The sequence below is a fragment of the Mesorhizobium sp. LNJC391B00 genome (genome assembly GCF_000502535.1).
In the GTDB taxonomy this organism is placed as follows: domain Bacteria; phylum Pseudomonadota; class Alphaproteobacteria; order Rhizobiales; family Rhizobiaceae; genus Mesorhizobium.
Window position 1 is genome coordinate 65,068 of record NZ_AYWI01000010.1, and the last position, 18,098, is coordinate 83,165.

Genomic DNA, 18,098 nt, shown 5'->3' on the forward strand with positions numbered 1-18,098 from the left:
AGGCTGCGCAAATCAACGCACTGGCTCAAAAAACGGAAACGATCGGGGGGCAAGCGCGCGAAGGTGTGCCGAGCAGCTGGGCTATTGCTAGTGGGTGACCGCAATTCTTGCACTCAGCGCGATGAGTGCAACTCCGAGCAAGGCATCTATCGGCCTGCGGACGCTGCCATATACCGACCGAACCCTTCTTGTGGAGAACATTAGCGCAACAAGCCCAAACCACGCCATCGCGACCAGCCCGATTATGGCCAGCGACACTGCCTGGACCCAGATCGGAGCCTGCATCGGCAATACCGATATGAACAGGCTCGCGAAGAACGCGGCCGTCTTCGGATTTGTAATTCCGACAACGAATCCGCTTCGCCAAGGAGCCGTAGTCTCTGCGCCACCGACGGCCAGCGGTGGCCGCGCCTGCCAAGCCGACAAAAGGATCTTGCTGCCCAGGTAACCGAGATACACGGCACCGGCGATCCGGACGGCAAGGTGAGCCCATGCAATCTGCGTCAGTACGAGGCCCAGGCCACACATCGCGAGAGCCGCCCACACCATGATCGCTGCGGCAATGCCAAGCGCCACATGGAACCCCGCGCGACGGCTGATCAGCGCATGGGAAGTCACGGCTACAAAATCGGGTCCTGGGCTCATGGCGCCGAGCAGGAAGACCGAAGCAAGGGTCAGGAATTGCGGAAGGTAGCTCATGCGATACTCCAGTTTCAGTCTCGTCGTACCGCACGCCTGCATGCCGGAGAGGCCAGGAAAGCCGCTCGCCGATTTCGAGGGTCGTTTCCCTCACCTTCACAAAACCTACAGCGCTCTTTAATATGAGCGAAATGAAAGATATTTCGGCAGCCATGAACAAGGCTAATATCAACATCACGATGGTGCGCGTCCTGACATCGCTCAGCGAGACGCGCAGCTTCACCAAAACCGCCGAGCGGCTCTGTCTTTCTCAATCGGCCATAAGCCATGCAATGAAGGCGCTGGAGGAGATCGTTGGCGCGCCCCTCGTCATACGTGATCGGCGCGGTGTCGCTTTCACCGCAACCGGCGAGGCGGCTTTGGACGCGGCGCGCGCCGCTTTGCATGCTTTAGGCCGTCTTGTCGGCCTACGGGAACACTCCATCAAAGGCAGAGTACGGCTCGCGCTGGTCAGCAGCGCCTCGGTAAAGATTGCTCCATATGCGTTGAACATTACTTCCGTCCGGCACCCGGAGCTTGCTGTCGAACTGCTCTTGGGCACGGATACCGAGGTGGCGGAGTGGGTCGATCGCGGTGCCGCCGATATTGGACTGTCCTACATCGCCGGCAATTGCCAAGCCGAGGAACTTGTCGACGACGAACTCTTTGTGGCGTCATCGCAAAAGAACTCAGTCCAAGGCGGGTCATTTCCGATCCGCGCTCTCGACGGCCAGCCATTCATTATGTCGAGCGGCGGCTGCGGACCAATGCTTGCCGAATTGTTCCAGGATTTTGGCGTTGCGCCAGTTGTCATCCTGTCGGCGAGCGATATGGCGGCGCTGCTTGCTCTGGTTGGGGCCGGGCGCGGTTTGTCGATTGCGCCAGGCCTGGCGTTTCCGGCCGATTGGCAGCGAACCGTCGCGAGGCGTCCTCTTGAGCCGCGTGCGCGTCGGCCTCTGCTGCTTCTGTTCTCCAGCAGCGCCGAAGCAACGGCCGTGCGGGCCATGTGCGCGGCGATCAGAGAGGTCGCCGCGAGTTTGCGAGCCGGATAACAGTCAAGGATGTGGATCGACCCTCAATCGAGCTTCCTTCGGGAGACGTCGATCCTCTACAAGGCGCCAGAGACTTCTTCGGCTCTCGATACCAAGCTAATGCGCTTCGCGCCGGTAGATCCACAGCTGCGTCGGCGGGATGTTGCGGAAGATGAAGTCGAAATGCTTGACCGTGTAATTGCCGCGGCCGGGCGGGATCGGCGACAACGGCCCATAGGTCAGCTGCACGATTGGCCGTCCAACCGGGATGCGGTCTAGCAGGCTTTCAATATAGGCGATCCGCTGTGCGACCGGGAAATTGAGCAGCGGCACGCCGGAGACGACGGAATCGAAAACCATACCGCTCTTCTCGCCAAGCGTGGCGTTGAGATTGAAGGCATCGCCCTCGATGACGTTGACGCCGGGATAGAGCTGGCGCAGATGGCGCACGAAATCGGTGGAATATTCGACCGCGTAGAGGTTTTCGGGCTTAACGCCCTGGGCGAGGATTGCACGCGTGATGACGCCTGTGCCGGGGCCGACTTCAAGCACCGGCAGGCCCGACTTCGGATTGACGATGGAAGCCATCTTGCGGGCGGTGACGGAGCTTGTCGGCACGATCGAACCGACCGACTTCGGCTTGTCGATCCAGCCTTTGAAGAATTTGAGTTCGTCGTCGAACTTTTCCGCCAGCGCCTTCCGCAATCCCGGACCACGTGCCATGCAAGTTCTCCTCAACACTCCCCGAACGCTACTTAGCAGCTAACAGGTCCAAGGCAAGGCGCGATCTGGCATAAGATGTTGATGACGTTCGGGAAGCGTGGCGGCCTTGGTTTGGGTTCAGTGCTCGCCGAAGGATTCGAAAAAGTCCTTCATGCGGGCGAAAAAGCCGCTCGACTGGGGCGAATTGTCCTTCGACGACAGCTGCTCGAACTCTTCCAGCAACTCGCGCTGGCGGCGCGACAGATTTTGCGGCGTTTCGACCGCGGTCTGGATATAGAGGTCCCCGACATTGGGCTGGCGCAGCACCGGCATGCCCTTGCCCTTGAGGCGGAACTGGCGGCCGTTCTGCGTGCCTTCGGTCACTTTCACCTTGGTCTGACTGCCGTCCAGCGTCGTCACCTCGAACGAGCCGCCAAGGGCGGCCGTCGTCATCGATATCGGCACCTTGCAGTAGAGATCGGCGCCGTCGCGCTGGAAGAATTCATGCGGCTTCACCGCCAGAAAAATATAGAGGTCGCCCGATGGGCCGCCGCGCAGGCCCGCCTCGCCCTCATTGGCAAGCCGGATGCGGGTGCCGTCCTCGATGCCGGCCGGGATATTGACCGACAGCGAGCGTTCCTCGGTGACGCGGCCCTGGCCGGCGCATTTCGGGCACGGGTCCTTGATCGTCTGGCCGCGGCCTTGGCATTGCGGGCAGGTACGCTCGATCGAGAAGAAGCCTTGCGTCGCCCGTACCTTGCCGTGGCCATGGCACATCGAGCAGGTCACCGGCTGGGTGCCGGGCTTGGCGCCGGTCCCGGAGCATTCCGTGCATGAGATCGAGGCCGGCACGCGGATTTGCGCGGTCTTGCCGGCAAACGCTTCTTCCAGCGTGATTTCCATATTGTAGCGCAAATCGGCGCCGCGTTCGCGGCCGCCCGACGAGCGGCGCTGGCGCCCGCCCATCATGTCGCCGAAAATATCCTCGAAAATGTCGGCGAAGCCGCCGGCGCCAAAACCTTGCGCGCCGCCATTCATGCCGCCCTGCTCGAAGGCGGCGTGACCGAAACGGTCATAGGCCGCGCGCTTCTGCGGGTCCTTCAGCGTTTCGTAGGCTTCGTTGATTTCCTTGAACTTGTGCTCGCAGGAGTGATCGCCGGGATTGCGGTCTGGATGGAACTGCATGGCCAGCTTGCGGAAAGCGCTCTTGAGCTCCTTCTCGTCGGCGCCCTTTTGCACGCCCAGCGTCTCGTAGAAATCAGCTTTCATCTTTTCCCGCAGTCCGGATGCTCAACGTCTTGATGCATGTTGCGTCGTTTGCCGGCACGTTGTCTCGATTTAGGAGCGGTGATGCCCGGATGCTAGGGCCGGCGCGCTTGTGCCTGTGTTTTTCAGTGACTTTTTCGGCAAGGCCCGCACTTTTTCAGCGAGGGTTGCAAAAAAGCCCGGCTTTGCGCCGGGCTTTCCGCTTTATTTGCCGTCAACCGGTCAGGCCGACTTCTTCTTCTCGTCGTTTTCGTCGATTTCCTCGAAATCGGCGTCGACCACGTCGCTATCCTTGGCCGCGTCCGCCTTGGCGTCGGCTTCCGCCGCTTCCTTCTGCGAAGCTTCGTACATGGCCTGGCCGAGCTTCATGGATGCTTCGGCAAGCGTCTGCGACTTGGCCTCGATGTCGGCGGCATCGTCGCCTTCGGCAGCAGCCTTCAGCGCCGTGATAGCCTCCGATATCGCCGTGCGCTCGGTTTCCGAAACCTTGTCGCCATATTCCTTCAGCGACTTCTCGGAGGAGTGCACCAGCGCCTCGGCCTGGTTGCGGGCCTCGACCAAAGCACGCCGCTGCTTGTCGGTCTCGGCATTGGCTTCGGCGTCCTTGACCATCTTCTCGATGTCGGCGTCCGAAAGGCCACCAGAGGCCTGGATGCGGATCTGGTGCTCCTTGCCGGTACCCTTGTCCTTGGCCGAAACGTTGACGATGCCGTTGGCGTCGATATCGAAAGTGACCTCGATCTGCGGCACGCCGCGCGGCGCCGGCGGAATGCCGACCAGGTCGAACTGGCCGAGCGCCTTGTTGTCGGCAGCCATTTCACGCTCGCCCTGGAAGACGCGGATGGTCACGGCCGACTGACTGTCTTCAGCGGTCGAGAACACCTGGCTCTTCTTGGTCGGGATGGTCGTGTTGCGTTCGATCAGGCGGGTGAACACGCCACCCAGCGTCTCGATGCCGAGCGACAGCGGCGTCACGTCGAGCAGCAGCACGTCCTTCACGTCGCCCTGCAGCACGCCGGCCTGGATGGCGGCGCCGAGTGCGACGACTTCATCCGGGTTGACGCCTTTGTGCGGCTCCTTGCCGAAGAACTGCTTCACGATCTCCTGGATCTTGGGCATGCGGGTCATGCCGCCGACCAGGACCACTTCGTCGATCTCGCCAGCCTTCAGCCCGGCATCCTTGAGCGCCGCCTTGCAGGGCTCGATGGTGCGCTGGACGAGATCGTCGACCAGCTGCTCGAACTTGGCACGGGTCAGCTTCAGCGTCAGGTGCTTGGGGCCGGTCGCGTCGGCGGTGATGAAGGGCAGGTTGATTTCCGTCTGCGTCGTCGACGACAGCTCGATCTTGGCCTTTTCAGCCGCCTCCTTGAGGCGCTGCAGCGCAAGCTTGTCGTTCTTCAGGTCGATGCCCTGTTCCTTCTTGAACTCGGCCGCCAGGTATTCGACGAGACGCATGTCGAAATCCTCGCCGCCGAGGAAGGTGTCGCCATTGGTCGACTTCACTTCGAACACGCCGTCGCCGATTTCGAGCACCGAAATGTCGAACGTGCCGCCGCCAAGGTCATAGACGGCAATGGTCTTGCCATCCTTCTTGTCGAGGCCGTAGGCAAGTGCTGCAGCCGTCGGCTCGTTGATGATGCGCAGCACCTCAAGGCCGGCGATCTTGCCGGCGTCCTTGGTGGCCTGGCGCTGGGCGTCATTGAAATAGGCCGGAACGGTGATGACCGCCTTCTCGACCTTCTCGCCGAGATAGGCCTCCGCCGTTTCCTTCATCTTCTGCAGGATCATGGCCGAGATCTGGCTGGGCGACTGCTTCTTGCCGCCGGCCTCGACCCAGGCATCGCCATTGTCGCCCTTGACGATCTTGTAGGGGACAAGCTTCTTGTCCTTCTCCGTCACCGGGTCGTCATAGCGGCGGCCGATCAGGCGCTTGACCGCGAAGATGGTGTTTTCAGGATTGGTGACCGCCTGGCGCTTGGCCGGCTGGCCGACGAGACGTTCGCCGTCGCCCGAGATGGCGACGATGGAAGGCGTCGTGCGCGCGCCTTCCGCATTTTCAATGACCTTGGGCTCCTTGCCATCCATGATGGCGATGCAGGAGTTGGTGGTGCCGAGATCGATACCGATTACTTTTGCCATTTTTCTAGTCTCTCCGCTAAGCAGGCTCTCAGGACCCGTAAGGCGTTCCGACGAAAGCCCCTGTTCACAAGAAATTCCGCTCCGGCAACCGGCATTCCGGCACTGGGCGGCTTGGCGCGTATATAAGAACAGGCGGCATCGGGCGCAAGCATTCTGCGCATGGCATCCACCGCGCCGCGCTTGGCGCCTTTGAACAGCCGCCCGGCGGCCCGGATGTGCTCCAACCGCGCTCAAAACCCCAGGATCTGCGCGATCCCCCGGCGAAGCGCCCAGTCAGGGCTTCGAAACCACAAGAAAACGTCACCTATGCGTGAGAGAGGCGGCTCCTGGCTGAGGAAGGCGCCTGCCCACAGCAGACACAGGCAAAAGCGTCACGCGGCCTGCGACAGCGATTTATGCGCCTCGGCCAGGATTTCGAACGAGCGCACGCGTGCCGCATGGTCGAAGATCTGCGCGGTCACCATCAGCTCGTCTGCGCCGGTGCGGCGCACGAACGCGTCTATGCCTTGCCGGACGGTTTCGGGAGAGCCGACGACGGCGCAGGACAGCGCCTGCGAAATCATGGTTTTTGCCATCGGCTCGAGCGTCTGGTCATAGCCCTCGACCGGCGGCGGCAGGCGGCCGGCCCGCCCGGTGCGCAGATTGACGAAGGCCTGCTGGAGCGAGGTGAACAGCAGTTTTGCCTCTCCATCGGTCGGTGCGGCGAAAACGTTGAGGCCGAGCATGACATAGGGCTTGTCCAGCTGTTCCGAAGGCTGGAAGCGCGAACGGTAGATCTCCAGCGCATGGTCCAGTTCGGCCGGCGCGAAATGCGAGGCGAAGGCATAGGGCAGGCCGAGCATGGCGGCGAGCTGCGCGCCATAGAGGCTGGAACCGAGGATCCAGACCGGCACCTTCTGGCCTTCGCCGGGCACGGCGTGGATACGCTGGCCTTCCGCGGCCGGCTGGAAATAGCCCATCAGCTCGACGACATCCTGGGGGAAATTGTCTGACGCCTCGAGATTGCGGCGCAGCGCGCGCGCTGTTCCCATATCGGTGCCGGGCGCGCGGCCGAGGCCGAGGTCGATGCGGCCGGGGTGCAGTGCCGCCAGCGTGCCGAACTGCTCGGCAATCACCAGCGGCGCATGGTTGGGCAGCATGATGCCGCCGGCGCCGACGCGGATGGTCTTGGTGCCGCCGGCGACATGGGCGATGACGACGGCGGTCGCCGCGCTGGCGATGCCCGGCATGTTGTGGTGCTCGGCCAGCCAGTAGCGCCTGTAGCCGAGCCGCTCGGCATGGCGGGCCAGGTCGAGCGAATTTGCCAGCGATTGCGAGGCGTCGCTGCCTTCGACGATCGGCGACAGGTCGAGAACGGAAAGTGCGGTCATGGGCCTCAAGCCTTTACGATGTTCAACTGCCTGACCCTGGTTTCGAAGGCGCGGTCGGGAATGACGATGTCGAGCTGGTGCCAAGCAACGGGTCCATATTCTCGAACGGGATCGCCTGCGGACGCTGGCGATGCGGCGCGCTCAGCGTGCCGAGCGGAGCATCGATCGGGCCGCGATAGCCGATGCGGTCGAAATAGGAATCGAGGTCGAAGGAGGCATCTTTCATCGCAGGGTCCGGCTTGACCGGCTCGATATAGGCACTCCGCCTGAAGACAACAAATGCGCGATGACGGGCAGGCGCGGCAAGCTTATGCCGCTGCCTTTCCGTTCTCTTCGGCCGCTTCTTCCTCCACCACGGCCGTCTGCTGTGCGGCGAGAAAATTGCCGACATGGCTGAGGCCATCGAAATGATCGCAGAACACTTTGACGACGACCAACAGCGGCACCGCCATCAGCGCGCCGACAAAGCCCCAAAGCCAGGACCAGAAGGCGATGGCGATGAAGATCGCCACGGCGTTGATCTCGAGGCGTCGGCCGACAACCATCGGCGTAACGAACTGGCCTTCGACGATGTCGCACAAAAGCACGAAGCCCGGCGCCAAAAGGGCGTAGGTGATCGAGTCGAAGCTGATCATCGCAATGACGCTGACCAGCACGATGGTGATCAGCGCGCCGACATAGGGCAGGAAGTTGAGCAGCGCCGCCATCGTTCCCCAGACGAGCGGGTTGGGCATGCCGAGCGCCCACAGGCCAAGGCCGATAACCGCGCCGAGACCGGCATTGATGACGGTGACGGTGAGCAGATAATGCGAGATTTCGCGCTCGACGTCATAGACGACGCGCAAGGCCCGCTTCTTCTCGCTGAGGCTGGCGAAGGACTGGATGATCTTCTCATAGAACATCGTGCCCGACGCCAGCAGGAACAGCGACAGCACGAAGATGATGGTCAGGCTTGTCCCCGCCGACAGGACGTTGCTGGCGGCGGCCGACAGGACGCCGGACTGCGCCATCGCCACCTTCTGGATGCCCGGCTCCTGCGAGGTCTCCGTCATCTGCTCGATCTGATGCGAGATCTGCATGATCCTCTCGAGCGGACGCCGTAATTGCGCGAGCCGTTCGGTGAGTTGTTGGCCGATCGACGAGGTGTTGTTGAGAAGGTCGATGACCGGGCCGCTGAGCAGATAGCCGGCAACGCCGAAGACGCAGATCGACAGCACGACCAACATTGTCGCCGAAACCACTTCCGGAATGCCGCGCTTGCGCAGGAAGCGCACGATTGGTGTCAGCGTCAGCGTCAGCAGGAAGGCGAGGATGACCGGCATGAAGAAAGCACGCGCGAAATACAGCGCGTAGATGGCCATGAACAGGAAGATCCCGATGAGCAGCGAACGCATCAGATGCGTGTCGGCACGCGCCACAACTCTCGCCTCTTCGGTTTCGGCAAGGCCAGCACCCAAAGCGGCGGGTTCGGCTTTCATGATTTTCCCTCAGCGGCGCACCGCAATTGGTGCTTTCCCCTGACGGAAACGCCTCTGCAAGCCCAAGGTTCCGTTAGCCGGCAAGGCCTCAATCCGGGCCGCCCGTCGCTCAGGCGGCTGGCGCTGCGACGGCGACGCCGGGCTTGGCGGTCTCCTTGCGTACGATCGGCGCCACCTTGGTGCCGTACAGTTCGATCGCCTTCATGATCTTGGCGTGCGGCATGGCGCCGATCGCCATCTGCAGCAGGAAGCGGTCATTGTTGAAGATCTTGTGCTGGGCGACGATCTTTTCCGCCACCTGCTCCGGATCGCCGACGAATAGCGCGCCGTTCGGACCACGCGACTGATCGAAATGCGCCCGCGAGGTCGGGCCCCAGCCGCGCTCGCGGCCGATGCGGTTCATCACTTCGGCCTGCGGGCCATAGAAATCGTCGGCCGCCTGTTCAGTGGTGCCGGCGATGAAGCCGTGCACATTGATGCTGGTGGCAAGGCCCGAGGGGTCGGTACCGGCCCGCCTTGCGGCATCGCGATAAATGTCGAACAGCGGTGCAAACCGCGCCGGCTCGCCGCCGATGATGGCCAGTGCCAGCGGCAAACCGAGCACGCCCGCGCGCGCCGCAGATTGCGGCGTTCCACCTATTGCGATCCAGATCGGCAATTTGTCCTGTAGCGGCCGCGGATAGACGCCGAGGTCGTTGATCGGCGCGCGCAGATTGCCGGACCAGGTAACTTTGACGCCGCCGCGTATGGCCAGCAGCAAATCGAGCTTTTCGGCGAACAGCTCGTCATAGTCCTCGAGATTGTAGCCGAACAGCGGGAAGGATTCGATGAACGAACCGCGCCCGGCCATGATCTCGGCCCGGCCGCCCGACAAAAGGTCGAGCGTTGCGAACTGCTGGAAGACGCGAACCGGATCGTCGGAGGACAGCACGGTGACCGCGCTGGTCAGCTTGATGCGCTTGGTGCGTTCGGCGGCAGCGGCCAGCGCCACCACCGGCGCGGACGCGGCATAGTCGGGGCGGTGATGTTCGCCCAGACCAAAGACGTCGAGGCCGACCTGGTCGGCCAGCTCGACCTCCTCGATCAGATTGCGCAGCCGCTGATGCGGGCCGATCGCGCCGGGGCCGGGCTCCGGGCTGACGTCGGCGAAAGTGTAGAGACCGAGTTCCATGGCATGTCATCCAAATGTTCTGATTTGCCGCTAGAGGTAGCGGCGAGCCGCCCCGGCCGCCAGAGGGGCGGATAGTGAACAGTGCATGTCGGTTTCGGCCGGCTTTGTTTCAGGGAAAACGCGTCTCCCGGCTGCAACAGCCTAAACTTTCATGGCTGGCATACCGTTTTGGCGCTTGAACTCTCGGTTTTCGCGCGTATGTAAGCGTCGCGAATTGACTTCAGGGAAGTGGACTTGGCTATCTACAGGGAAAAAGACATTTTCGAGCGGCGCAATGCCGCGAACGAGGCAAAGAAGGCGCTTCTGGAGCGCTTCAAGTCGAAGCCGGCGGCTGATGATCCTGCGGTTCTGGCCAAACAGGCCGAACGCAAGGCGATTCTTGAGGCTCGCGAAATACGCGAGGCCGAAAAGGCCAGGCTGAAGCAGGAAAAGCTGGCACGCGAGGCGGTCGAGAAGGCCGAGCGCGAGGCAGCAGCCGAAGCGGCGCGTATTGCGGCCGAAGAGGCAGCGCAGGCTGAAGCGAAGATCAAGGAAGCCGAAGAAAACGAGCGCATCGCCCGTTTGCTGGCCGACGAAGCCGAACGCAAGGCCAAGCGCGACGCACGCTATGCGGCGCGCAAGCAGCGTACCGGCAGGACGCCTCCGGGCTTCTCCGCCCGCTAACGCTTCGATCGAAACGATCGGACATCAGGGTCGCCTTCCAGCGGCCCTGAATGTGTTTGTGCGTCGATTTCCTTGGTTGCTTTGCTCAGGCGGCGAGCTTCAGCCCCATAATGCCGCAGACGATGAGCGCAATGCAGGCGAGCCGGATGGCCGTCGCAGGCTCGCCCAGCAGCCAGATGCCAAGAAGCGCCGTGCCGACCGTGCCGATGCCGGTCCACACCGCATAGGCCGTCCCGACAGGCAGCGTCTTGAGCGCCAGGCCGAGCAACCCGAGGCTGATGATCATCGAGGCGACAGTGAGCACCGTCGGCAGCGGCTTCGAGAAGCCGTCGGTGTATTTGAGGCCGATCGCCCAGCCGATTTCGAACAGGCCGGCGAAAAACAGAAAAATCCACGACATCGGGATGCACTCCATTCCATGAGCATGGCGGGCCGTCCCGGCCGATTTATGGGAAGGCGCGAGGTCGTCCTCGCCGCTTCGACACAAGCGGCCGCGCCGGTGCGATCAACAAAAACACCGGCCGCATCGTTCATGCCGCCGGTGTCAAAATCTGCGCCGAAACGGTTTGTCCGGATTTCAACCGTCCAAGATCTTCCGAGGCGGGCTTACTTTTCCTTGAGCCTCATCGCCTTGACGGGCGGCGCCTTGAGTGCCGGAGCCGCTGCGGGCTTCTTGGCGTCTTTTTTCGGCTTCCGAGCTTCCTTGCCCGCCTTCATCGCACCTTTAGCCATGATTCGTTCCTCCAGTTGCTGGGAGGCCAAGTGAAACAAGAGAAACGCCGGACTGCAAGGGGGCTGCGTCTGTCGCCGGCGCCGTCGGGCCGCTTTCAACCGGTTTCTAATTTGCTCGTAAACCATTCCGGTCCGTGCCATGGTTGCCTTCGCACTGCAGCATCGGCCATGCCTTCGCCCGGCGATGATCAGGCAGTGCGGTCAGGACGACAATGCGAATCCGCATCGGCAGCGAGATGAGTTTCGATTTTCCGCAGGAAACGCCGCTGATCGCGATGCTCAACGTCCACTACTCCAGGGCCTCCGATCTCGAGCGCCCGGATTTCCTGACCTCCAACCCGCCGGTGCCGATCCAGAGCTACCGCGACAGTTTCGGCAATTGGTGCAACCGTTTCGTCGCCCCGCCCGGACGCTTCACCTTCGGCACCGATTCGGTAATCCGCGACCCCGGTACCTTCGAGATGGGCGACCTGATGGCCTGGCAGCATGAGGTGCGCGACCTGCCGTCGGACACATTGCTGTTCCTGTTGCCCAGCCGCTTTTGCGAGAGCGATCTGCTGGCCAGCGAAGCCTGGCGGCTGTTCGGGCACACTCCGCTCGGTATTGCCCGCGTCCAGGCGGTCTGTGATTTCGTCCACAACCACATCGTCTTCAGCTACGGCAATGCCCGACCGACGCGCACCGCGGCCGAAGCCTATCGCGAGCAAAGCGGCGTCTGCCGCGACTTTGCCCACCTTGCGGTCACCTTCTGCCGTGCGCTCAATATCCCGACCCGCTACTGCACCGGCTACATCAGCGACATCGGCCTGCCCAAACCTTGGGCGAGCATGGATTTCGCAGCCTGGATGGAGGTCTATCTCGGCGGCCGCTGGCATGTCTTCGATCCACGCAACAATTCGCCGCGCATCGGCCGCATCCTGATCGCGTCGGGCCGCGACGCCGCCGACGTGCCGCTCACCCACATCTTCGGACCGGGCACGCTGGCTGGTTTCAAGGTGTGGACGGACGAGATCATCGAATAGGGGCGTCTTTCCGCAAGCTGGCCTTCAACCTGAACGACCAGGCGATTCGTGCGTTGTGATGCCTGTGGAGCTCGGCGGCAGGCCGTTACATTGGGCGCCTTGGAGGGACAGCATGGCAGCACATGGCGGGTCGAAGACGGTCATCTACGCGGCGCTCGCCGGTAATCTCGCTATTGCTGTGACCAAATTCGTCGCCGCCTTCTTCACCGGCAGCTCGGCGATGCTGTCGGAAGGCGTGCACTCGCTGGTGGATACCGGCAATGGCGGGCTGCTGCTCTACGGCATGCACCGCGCCGCCCGTCCGCCGGACCGCACGCATCCGCTCGGCCATGGCCGCGAGCTGTATTTCTGGAGCTTCATTGTCGCCCTGCTCGTATTCGCGCTCGGCGCCGGCGTGTCCTTCTATGAAGGCGTCGTCCACATCATGGCGCCTGAGCCGGTCGCCAATCCCAAAATCAACTACATCGTGCTTGGCCTCTCGATGCTGTTCGAGGGCAGCTCCTGGTACGTGGCGCTGAAGGAGTTCCGCCAGCAGAAGGGCAAGCAAGGCTGGCTGCAGGCCGTGCAATCGAGCAAGGATCCGAGCGTCTACACGATCCTGTTCGAGGACAGCGCCGCCCTGCTCGGTCTGTTCGTCGCCTTCGCCGGCATATTGGCGGCCGAACTCCTCGACATGCCCGAACTCGACGGCGTCGCCTCGATCGGCATCGCGATGATCCTCGGCGCCACCGCCATCTTTCTGGCGCGCGAAAGCAAGGGATTGCTCATCGGTGAGCCGGCCTCCCCGGAAGTGCAGGCCAAGGTGCTGGCCATCGCCCAGCAGGATCCGGCAGTGCAGCGGGCCAACGGCGTTCTCACCGTCCATCTCGGCCCGCAACAGATCGTCGCTGGGCTGAGCATCGAATTCGAGGACCATCTGACGGCGCCTGAGATCGAAGCCTGTGTCGAGCGCATCGAGGCGCTCTTGAAAAAAGAAATGCCGGAGATCACCAGACTGTTCGTCAAGCCGCAGACGACCGGAACCTGGGAGCACCGGCGCAAGCAGGTCGAGGCGGCGTCGGACTAGTTCTGGACCAGCAGTCCACCGTTGGCCCCATCGCCTGGTCCCGCTAAGATCACCCGACGGATTTCGGAGAATCAACCATGAAAATCGATGGTGGGTGTCATTGCGGCGCCATAACTTATGAAGCAGAGGTCGACCCGGAAAAGACCTCTATCTGTCATTGCACCGACTGCCAGCAACTGACCGGCACCGCCTTTCGTGTCACTGTTCCCGCGCCTGAGGATCATTATAGGATCACCAAGGGAACACCGAAGGTCTATATCAAGGCGGGATCGAGCGGCGCCAAGCGTGCCCAGGCGTTCTGCGGCGACTGCGGTTCGCATCTTTACGCAACGTCGGTTGGCGACGGGCCGAAGGTCTATGGGATCAGGGCGGGGACCGCGCGGCAACGCGAGGATCTCGTTCCGACCCAACAGAAATGGCACCGATCGGCCCTGCACTGGCTTCCGGAATTCGAGGGCGTAAGCATCGTAGAGGCGCAGTAGCACCTGCCTCCCGGTTAAACGCGGCCCAAACCAGCCAATAATGTGCTAGGCTACCCATCAAACGGATGGCGGGGGATAGCAATGTCGGAAACGGACAAAGTGTTTGCCGGCTCGATTCCGGAAAACTACGACCGCTACATGGTGCCGTTGATCTTCGAGCCGTTCGCCGCGGATTTGGCACGACGGGCAGCGTCCTTGTCGCCCGGCGCCGTCCTGGAAGTCGCCGCCGGCACCGGCGTTGTCACCCGCGCATTGGCTCCAAAACTGTCTCCGGGCGCAAGCTATGTCGTGACCGACCTGAACCAGCCTATGCTCGACTACGCGGCCTCGCGACAAGCTCCCGACAGTCGCATACAATGGCGTCAGGCTGATGCTCTGGCGCTGCCGTTCGAAGATGCGGCTTTCGATCTCGTTTGCTGTCAGTTCGGCGCGATGTTCTTTCCCGACCGAGCCGCCGGCTATCGCGAAGCAAAGCGGGTCCTGAAGACCGGCGGCCATTTCCTGTTCAACGTGTGGGATCGCATCGAAGAGAATGTGTTCGCCAATGATGTGACGAATGCTCTTGCGGAGATTTTTCCGAACGATCCGCCCCGCTTTCTCGCCCGCACGCCGCACGGCTACAATGACACTGCATTGATCCGCGGCGAGTTGGAAGCCGCAGGTTTCTCCCGTGTGGTGATCGACACGAGGGCAGAACAAAGCCGTGCCTCCTCGCCACGCCTTCCGGCGGTTGCCTATTGCCAGGGAACTCCGCTTCGCAACGAAATCGAGGCCAGAGGAAAACTGGAAGCCGCAACCGATCACGCCGCGTCCGTGATTGCAGCCAGACACGGCAGCGGCGAGGTTGCGGCCAAGATCCAGGCGCACGTGATCGTGGCTACGGTCTAATGCATGGCGCCCAGAAGTGTGCCGCGGTTCTGGGACAACGACATGCATCAAAACAAAGACTTTAATCGTCGCCTTCGACGACACGTAGCCTGAGCTGCCCCGTCTTGGAATCCGCCACCCGCACCCCGGCTTCGGCCTTGGCGGGTCCGCCACCGCGCACTTCGGCTTCGCTTTCGCCAAACTCCAGCGCTTCGATCTTTTGGCCGCGCTTGGTCACCTTCGACGTCGAGACCAGTATCTCGTCGATATCCTTGGCCGACTGGCCAAAATGCGTCTGCAACCGGCGCACGCGTTCGTCGACGCGCGCGACGTCCTCCATCAGCCGGATCACCTCGCCCTGGATCAGATGCGCCTGTTCGCGCATGCGGGCGTCCTTGAGGATGGCCTGGATGACCTGGATCGACAGCATCAAAAGCGACGGCGAGACGATGATGACACGCGCCCGGTGCGCCTTCTGGACCACGGCGTCGAAATTCTCGTGGATTTCGGCGAACACCGATTCGGACGGCACGAACATGAAGGCGGTGTCCTGCGTCTCGCCCTGGATCAGGTATTTTTCCGAGATATCGCGGACGTGAATTTCGATGTCGCGGCGGAAAGCCTGGGCCGCGATCTTCTGTTGTTCGGCGCCATCGGCGGCGCGGATGGCGTTCCAGGCTTCCAGCGGAAACTTGGCGTCGATGGCAAGCTGCGGCGCACCGTTCGGCATCCTGACCAGGCAGTCGGGACGGCTGCCGTTTGACAGCGTTGCCTGGAACTCGTAGGCGCCCATCGGAAGGCCGTCGGCGACGATCGCCTCCATGCGCGACTGGCCGAAGGCGCCGCGCGTCTGCTTGTTGGACAGGATCGCCTGCAATTGCACGACCTGGCCGGCTAGCGACTGAATGTTGCCTTGCGCGGTGTCGATGACCGCCAGCCGTTCCTGCAGTTTGGCGAGGCTCTCATGCGTCGATTTGGTCTGTTCGGTCATGGTTTGACCGAGCCTGCCGGTCATGGCGTCGAGGCGCTGGCCGATCGACTGGTTGAGTTCGGCCTGCCTTGCGCCGAACACGTCGGCGATGGCGCCCATGCGGCCCTGCATCTCGGCCTGGCTTTGCAAAATGCCGGCCATCCGCGCCTCGGCGTCGCGGGCGTGGTCGGCGGCTTCCGCCGCGGCGATGGTGCGCGCCTTGGCCGATCGCCACAGCGCCACGAGAAGCGCCAGGAACAGGCCGAGAAACACCAGCGCGCCGAGGGCCAGTGCATGGCCGAGCGTGATCGTCGTGGCGCCAAGCCGGGCAACGGGTTCGTAAAGGATGGTGCTCAGGTCGTTCATCCCGCCAGCATAGCCGATTCGCAGACCTGGCACAGATCAAAACGTGAACGAGACCGATTCGCACCGGTTGACGCTTCTCCTGCGACGTTTTAGGTGAGGCGCCATGTCGATCAAGCCGCTCATCATCCTTCCCGATCCTATCCTGCGCCAGGTTTCCAAACCGGTCGAACGCGTCGACGCGCCTTTGCGCAAACTGGCCGACGACATGCTGGCGACGATGTATGATGCGCCGGGCATCGGCTTGGCCGCAATCCAGATCGGCGAGCCGCTGCGCATGCTGGTCATCGACCTCGCCAAGGAAGACGAGCCGCCGGCGCCGCATGTCTTCATCAATCCCGAAATCCTCGAAAGCGCCGACGCTCGCTCGGTCTACGAGGAAGGCTGCCTGTCGATCCCGGACTATTACGCCGAGGTCGAGCGTCCCGCCTCGGTGCGCGTGAAATATCTCGACCGCGACGGCAAGCTGCAGGAGATCGAGGCCGAAGGCCTGATGGCGACCTGCCTGCAGCACGAGATCGACCATCTCAACGGTGTGCTGTTCATCGACCACATCTCGAAGCTGAAGCGCGACATGGTGGTCAAGAAGTTCAAGAAGCTCGCCAAGGACAAGGCGCCGGGCAAGCTGGTGGGATAGGGAAGATGCCGCTTCGCGTCATCTTCATGGGCACGCCGGAGTTTTCGGTGCCGGTGCTGCGCGCGATTGCCGAGGCCGGGCACGAGATAGCAGCCGTCTACACCCAGCCGCCGCGCGCCGCGGGCCGCCGCGGGCTGGAGCTGACACCGTCGCCGGTGCAGCGCGAGGCTGAGCGGCTGGGAATCGAAGTGCGCACGCCGCTGTCGCTGAAAGGCGAGGCCGAGCAAGCTGCTTTCCATGCGTTGCGTGCCGATGTCGCGGTCGTCGTCGCGTATGGTTTGCTGTTGCCGAAGGCTATTCTGGAGGCTCCGCGCCTCGGCTGCCTCAACGGCCACGCCTCGCTTTTGCCGCGTTGGCGTGGTGCAGCTCCCATCCAGCGCGCCATTATGGCCGGCGACGTCGAGACCGGCATGATGGTGATGCGCATGGAAGAGGGCCTGGACACCGGTCCGGTGGCACTGGTTGAAAAATGCGCCATAGAGCCCGATATGACGGCCGGCGATCTGCACGACCGCTTGATGAATATTGCTGCCACGCTGATGGTGGAAGCGCTGTCCCGATTGGAGACAAATACCCTGGCATCGACTTTGCAGGCGGCTGACGGGGTGACCTACGCCAGGAAAATCGATAAGTCGGAGACACGTGTGGACTGGACGCGCCCGGCTGCGGAGGTCCACAATCACATTCGCGGGCTGTCGCCATTCCCCGGCGCCTGGTGCGAGGCCGACATCGGCGGCCGCACGGAACGGCTGAAACTGCTTCGCTCGACGCTTTCTGAAGGTACGCTTTCTGAAAGCATGGGCGAGTCGGGAGGAATTCTCGATGACCGGCTGACGGTCGCCTGCGGGTCGGGCGCGGTCAGGCTGGTCGAAGTTCAACGGGCGGGCGGAAAGCCTGCTGCCGCGAAGGAGTTTCTGCGCGGGGCCAAGATCGAAAAAGGAATGAAGTTCTCATGAGCATGATGTCGATACGCGGCGCGACGCCGCGGGACCGCGAGGCCATACGCCTGGTCGAGGAACACGCATTCGGCCAGCAGGCGGAGGCCGGGCTGGTCGACGCTCTGGTCACCGGCGGCGACGCCGTTGTCGAACTGGTGGCGGAAGAAGACGGCCAGGTGGTCGGCCACATCCTGTTTTCCAGGCTGTTCGTCCAGAACGGCGGCAAGCAGTTCGCAGCCGTGGCGCTGGCGCCGTTGGCGGTGGAACCTTCGTTCCACGGCTCGGGCATTGGCGGTGCGCTGATCCGCGAGGCGCATATCCGCCTCAGGGATGGCGGCGAGACGCTCGCCGTTGTGTTGGGCGATCCGGCCTATTACGGCCGCTTCGGCTACAATCATGCGCGGGCCGAAATGTTCGAGAGCGAATATCAGGGCGAAGCGCTGCAGGCGCTGGCCTGGGGTGACGCACCCGAAAAAGGCAAACTGGTCTACGCCCAGGCCTTTACCGCACTCGCCGCCTGAAC

The 18,098-nt window shown here is 62.7% G+C and carries 20 protein-coding genes; 9 read left to right on the plus strand and 11 right to left on the minus strand.

The annotated features are described in order from the left end of the window. Positions 1–87: 87 nt before the first annotated feature. Positions 88–699 (minus strand): LysE family transporter, encoded by a 612-nt coding sequence (locus X750_RS142430; RefSeq protein WP_023687486.1) that lies wholly within the window; start codon positions 697–699, stop codon positions 88–90. A 122-nt stretch (positions 700–821) separates the two neighbouring features. On the opposite strand from X750_RS142430, the gene X750_RS142425 reads away from it, so the two are divergent. Beyond that, positions 822–1,730 (plus strand): LysR family transcriptional regulator, encoded by a 909-nt coding sequence (locus tag X750_RS142425; protein WP_023732769.1) that lies wholly within the window; start codon positions 822–824, stop codon positions 1,728–1,730. 96 nt (positions 1,731–1,826) lie between these two features. Here the strand turns inward: X750_RS142425 and pmtA are convergent, their stop codons facing one another. From pmtA to X750_RS142390, 7 genes are all read right to left on the minus strand, one after another. Beyond that, the gene (pmtA, locus tag X750_RS142420; RefSeq protein ID WP_023681321.1) at positions 1,827–2,432 is read right to left on the minus strand and encodes a phospholipid N-methyltransferase PmtA; all 606 of its coding nucleotides are present in this window, start codon (positions 2,430–2,432) and stop codon (positions 1,827–1,829) included. Positions 2,433–2,549: 117 nt separating this feature from the next. After that, the gene (dnaJ, locus tag X750_RS142415) at positions 2,550–3,680 is read right to left on the minus strand and encodes a molecular chaperone DnaJ (protein WP_023681322.1); all 1,131 of its coding nucleotides are present in this window, start codon (positions 3,678–3,680) and stop codon (positions 2,550–2,552) included. A gap of 219 nt (positions 3,681–3,899) precedes the next feature. Then, positions 3,900–5,816, minus strand: coding sequence for a molecular chaperone DnaK (gene dnaK, locus X750_RS142410; protein WP_023673200.1), 1,917 nt, complete (start codon positions 5,814–5,816; stop codon positions 3,900–3,902). Positions 5,817–6,187: 371 nt separating this feature from the next. Further along, positions 6,188–7,186, minus strand: a complete 999-nt coding sequence (locus X750_RS142405) for an LLM class flavin-dependent oxidoreductase (RefSeq protein ID WP_023673201.1) — start codon at positions 7,184–7,186, stop codon at positions 6,188–6,190. Between the two features lie 22 nt (positions 7,187–7,208). Beyond that, a complete protein-coding gene (locus X750_RS142400) occupies positions 7,209–7,412 on the minus strand; it encodes an arylamine N-acetyltransferase (protein WP_023673202.1) in 204 nt (67 codons plus the stop codon). A gap of 82 nt (positions 7,413–7,494) precedes the next feature. After that, positions 7,495–8,664: an AI-2E family transporter gene (locus X750_RS142395; protein WP_023673203.1), complete on the minus strand. Its 1,170-nt coding sequence runs from the start codon at positions 8,662–8,664 to the stop codon at positions 7,495–7,497. 109 nt (positions 8,665–8,773) lie between these two features. Continuing rightward, complete coding sequence (locus tag X750_RS142390) at positions 8,774–9,835, minus strand: LLM class flavin-dependent oxidoreductase (RefSeq protein WP_023732768.1); 1,062 nt, start codon at positions 9,833–9,835, stop codon at positions 8,774–8,776. Positions 9,836–10,069: 234 nt separating this feature from the next. Here X750_RS142390 and X750_RS142385 point away from each other — a divergent pair, with 234 nt between their 5' ends. Then, positions 10,070–10,498, plus strand: a complete 429-nt coding sequence (locus X750_RS142385) for a DUF6481 family protein (RefSeq protein WP_023673205.1) — start codon at positions 10,070–10,072, stop codon at positions 10,496–10,498. A gap of 85 nt (positions 10,499–10,583) precedes the next feature. On the opposite strand, the gene sugE is transcribed toward X750_RS142385, so the two are convergent. Both sugE and X750_RS1000000167430 read right to left on the minus strand, forming a co-directional pair. Continuing rightward, positions 10,584–10,898 (minus strand): quaternary ammonium compound efflux SMR transporter SugE, encoded by a 315-nt coding sequence (sugE, locus tag X750_RS142380; RefSeq protein ID WP_023681326.1) that lies wholly within the window; start codon positions 10,896–10,898, stop codon positions 10,584–10,586. 206 nt (positions 10,899–11,104) lie between these two features. Further along, the gene (locus X750_RS1000000167430; protein WP_006200611.1) at positions 11,105–11,230 is read right to left on the minus strand and encodes a hypothetical protein; all 126 of its coding nucleotides are present in this window, start codon (positions 11,228–11,230) and stop codon (positions 11,105–11,107) included. 212 nt (positions 11,231–11,442) lie between these two features. Between X750_RS1000000167430 and X750_RS142375 the strand changes: the two genes are divergently transcribed. The 4 genes from X750_RS142375 to X750_RS142360 all read left to right on the plus strand — a co-directional run bounded on the left by X750_RS142375 (position 11,443) and on the right by X750_RS142360 (position 14,688). Next, positions 11,443–12,252 carry a transglutaminase family protein gene (locus tag X750_RS142375; RefSeq protein ID WP_023687480.1) on the plus strand — a complete coding sequence of 270 codons (810 nt, stop codon included), beginning with the start codon at positions 11,443–11,445 and terminating at the stop codon, positions 12,250–12,252. A 112-nt stretch (positions 12,253–12,364) separates the two neighbouring features. Next, positions 12,365–13,318, plus strand: a complete 954-nt coding sequence (locus X750_RS142370; RefSeq protein ID WP_023701969.1) for a cation diffusion facilitator family transporter — start codon at positions 12,365–12,367, stop codon at positions 13,316–13,318. A 77-nt stretch (positions 13,319–13,395) separates the two neighbouring features. Continuing rightward, a complete protein-coding gene (locus X750_RS142365) occupies positions 13,396–13,800 on the plus strand; it encodes a GFA family protein (RefSeq protein ID WP_023732767.1) in 405 nt (134 codons plus the stop codon). A gap of 81 nt (positions 13,801–13,881) precedes the next feature. Beyond that, the gene (locus X750_RS142360) at positions 13,882–14,688 is read left to right on the plus strand and encodes a class I SAM-dependent methyltransferase (protein ID WP_023748252.1); all 807 of its coding nucleotides are present in this window, start codon (positions 13,882–13,884) and stop codon (positions 14,686–14,688) included. 61 nt (positions 14,689–14,749) lie between these two features. Here X750_RS142360 and X750_RS142355 read toward each other — a convergent pair whose 3' ends face one another. After that, positions 14,750–16,003 (minus strand): DNA recombination protein RmuC, encoded by a 1,254-nt coding sequence (locus tag X750_RS142355; protein WP_023748253.1) that lies wholly within the window; start codon positions 16,001–16,003, stop codon positions 14,750–14,752. 103 nt (positions 16,004–16,106) lie between these two features. On the opposite strand from X750_RS142355, the gene def reads away from it, so the two are divergent. Genes def through X750_RS142340 form a run of 3 tightly spaced genes read left to right on the plus strand, consistent with a single transcriptional unit; the run spans position 16,107 to position 18,096 of the window. Beyond that, positions 16,107–16,637: a peptide deformylase gene (gene def, locus X750_RS142350; protein ID WP_023673213.1), complete on the plus strand. Its 531-nt coding sequence runs from the start codon at positions 16,107–16,109 to the stop codon at positions 16,635–16,637. A gap of 5 nt (positions 16,638–16,642) precedes the next feature. After that, on the plus strand, positions 16,643–17,593 hold the full coding sequence (fmt, locus tag X750_RS142345) for a methionyl-tRNA formyltransferase (RefSeq protein WP_023748254.1): 951 nt from the start codon (positions 16,643–16,645) through the stop codon (positions 17,591–17,593). Then, complete coding sequence (locus X750_RS142340) at positions 17,590–18,096, plus strand: N-acetyltransferase (RefSeq protein WP_023748255.1); 507 nt, start codon at positions 17,590–17,592, stop codon at positions 18,094–18,096. The genes fmt and X750_RS142340 overlap by 4 nt, the downstream gene beginning before the upstream one ends. Positions 18,097–18,098 lie beyond the last annotated feature (2 nt).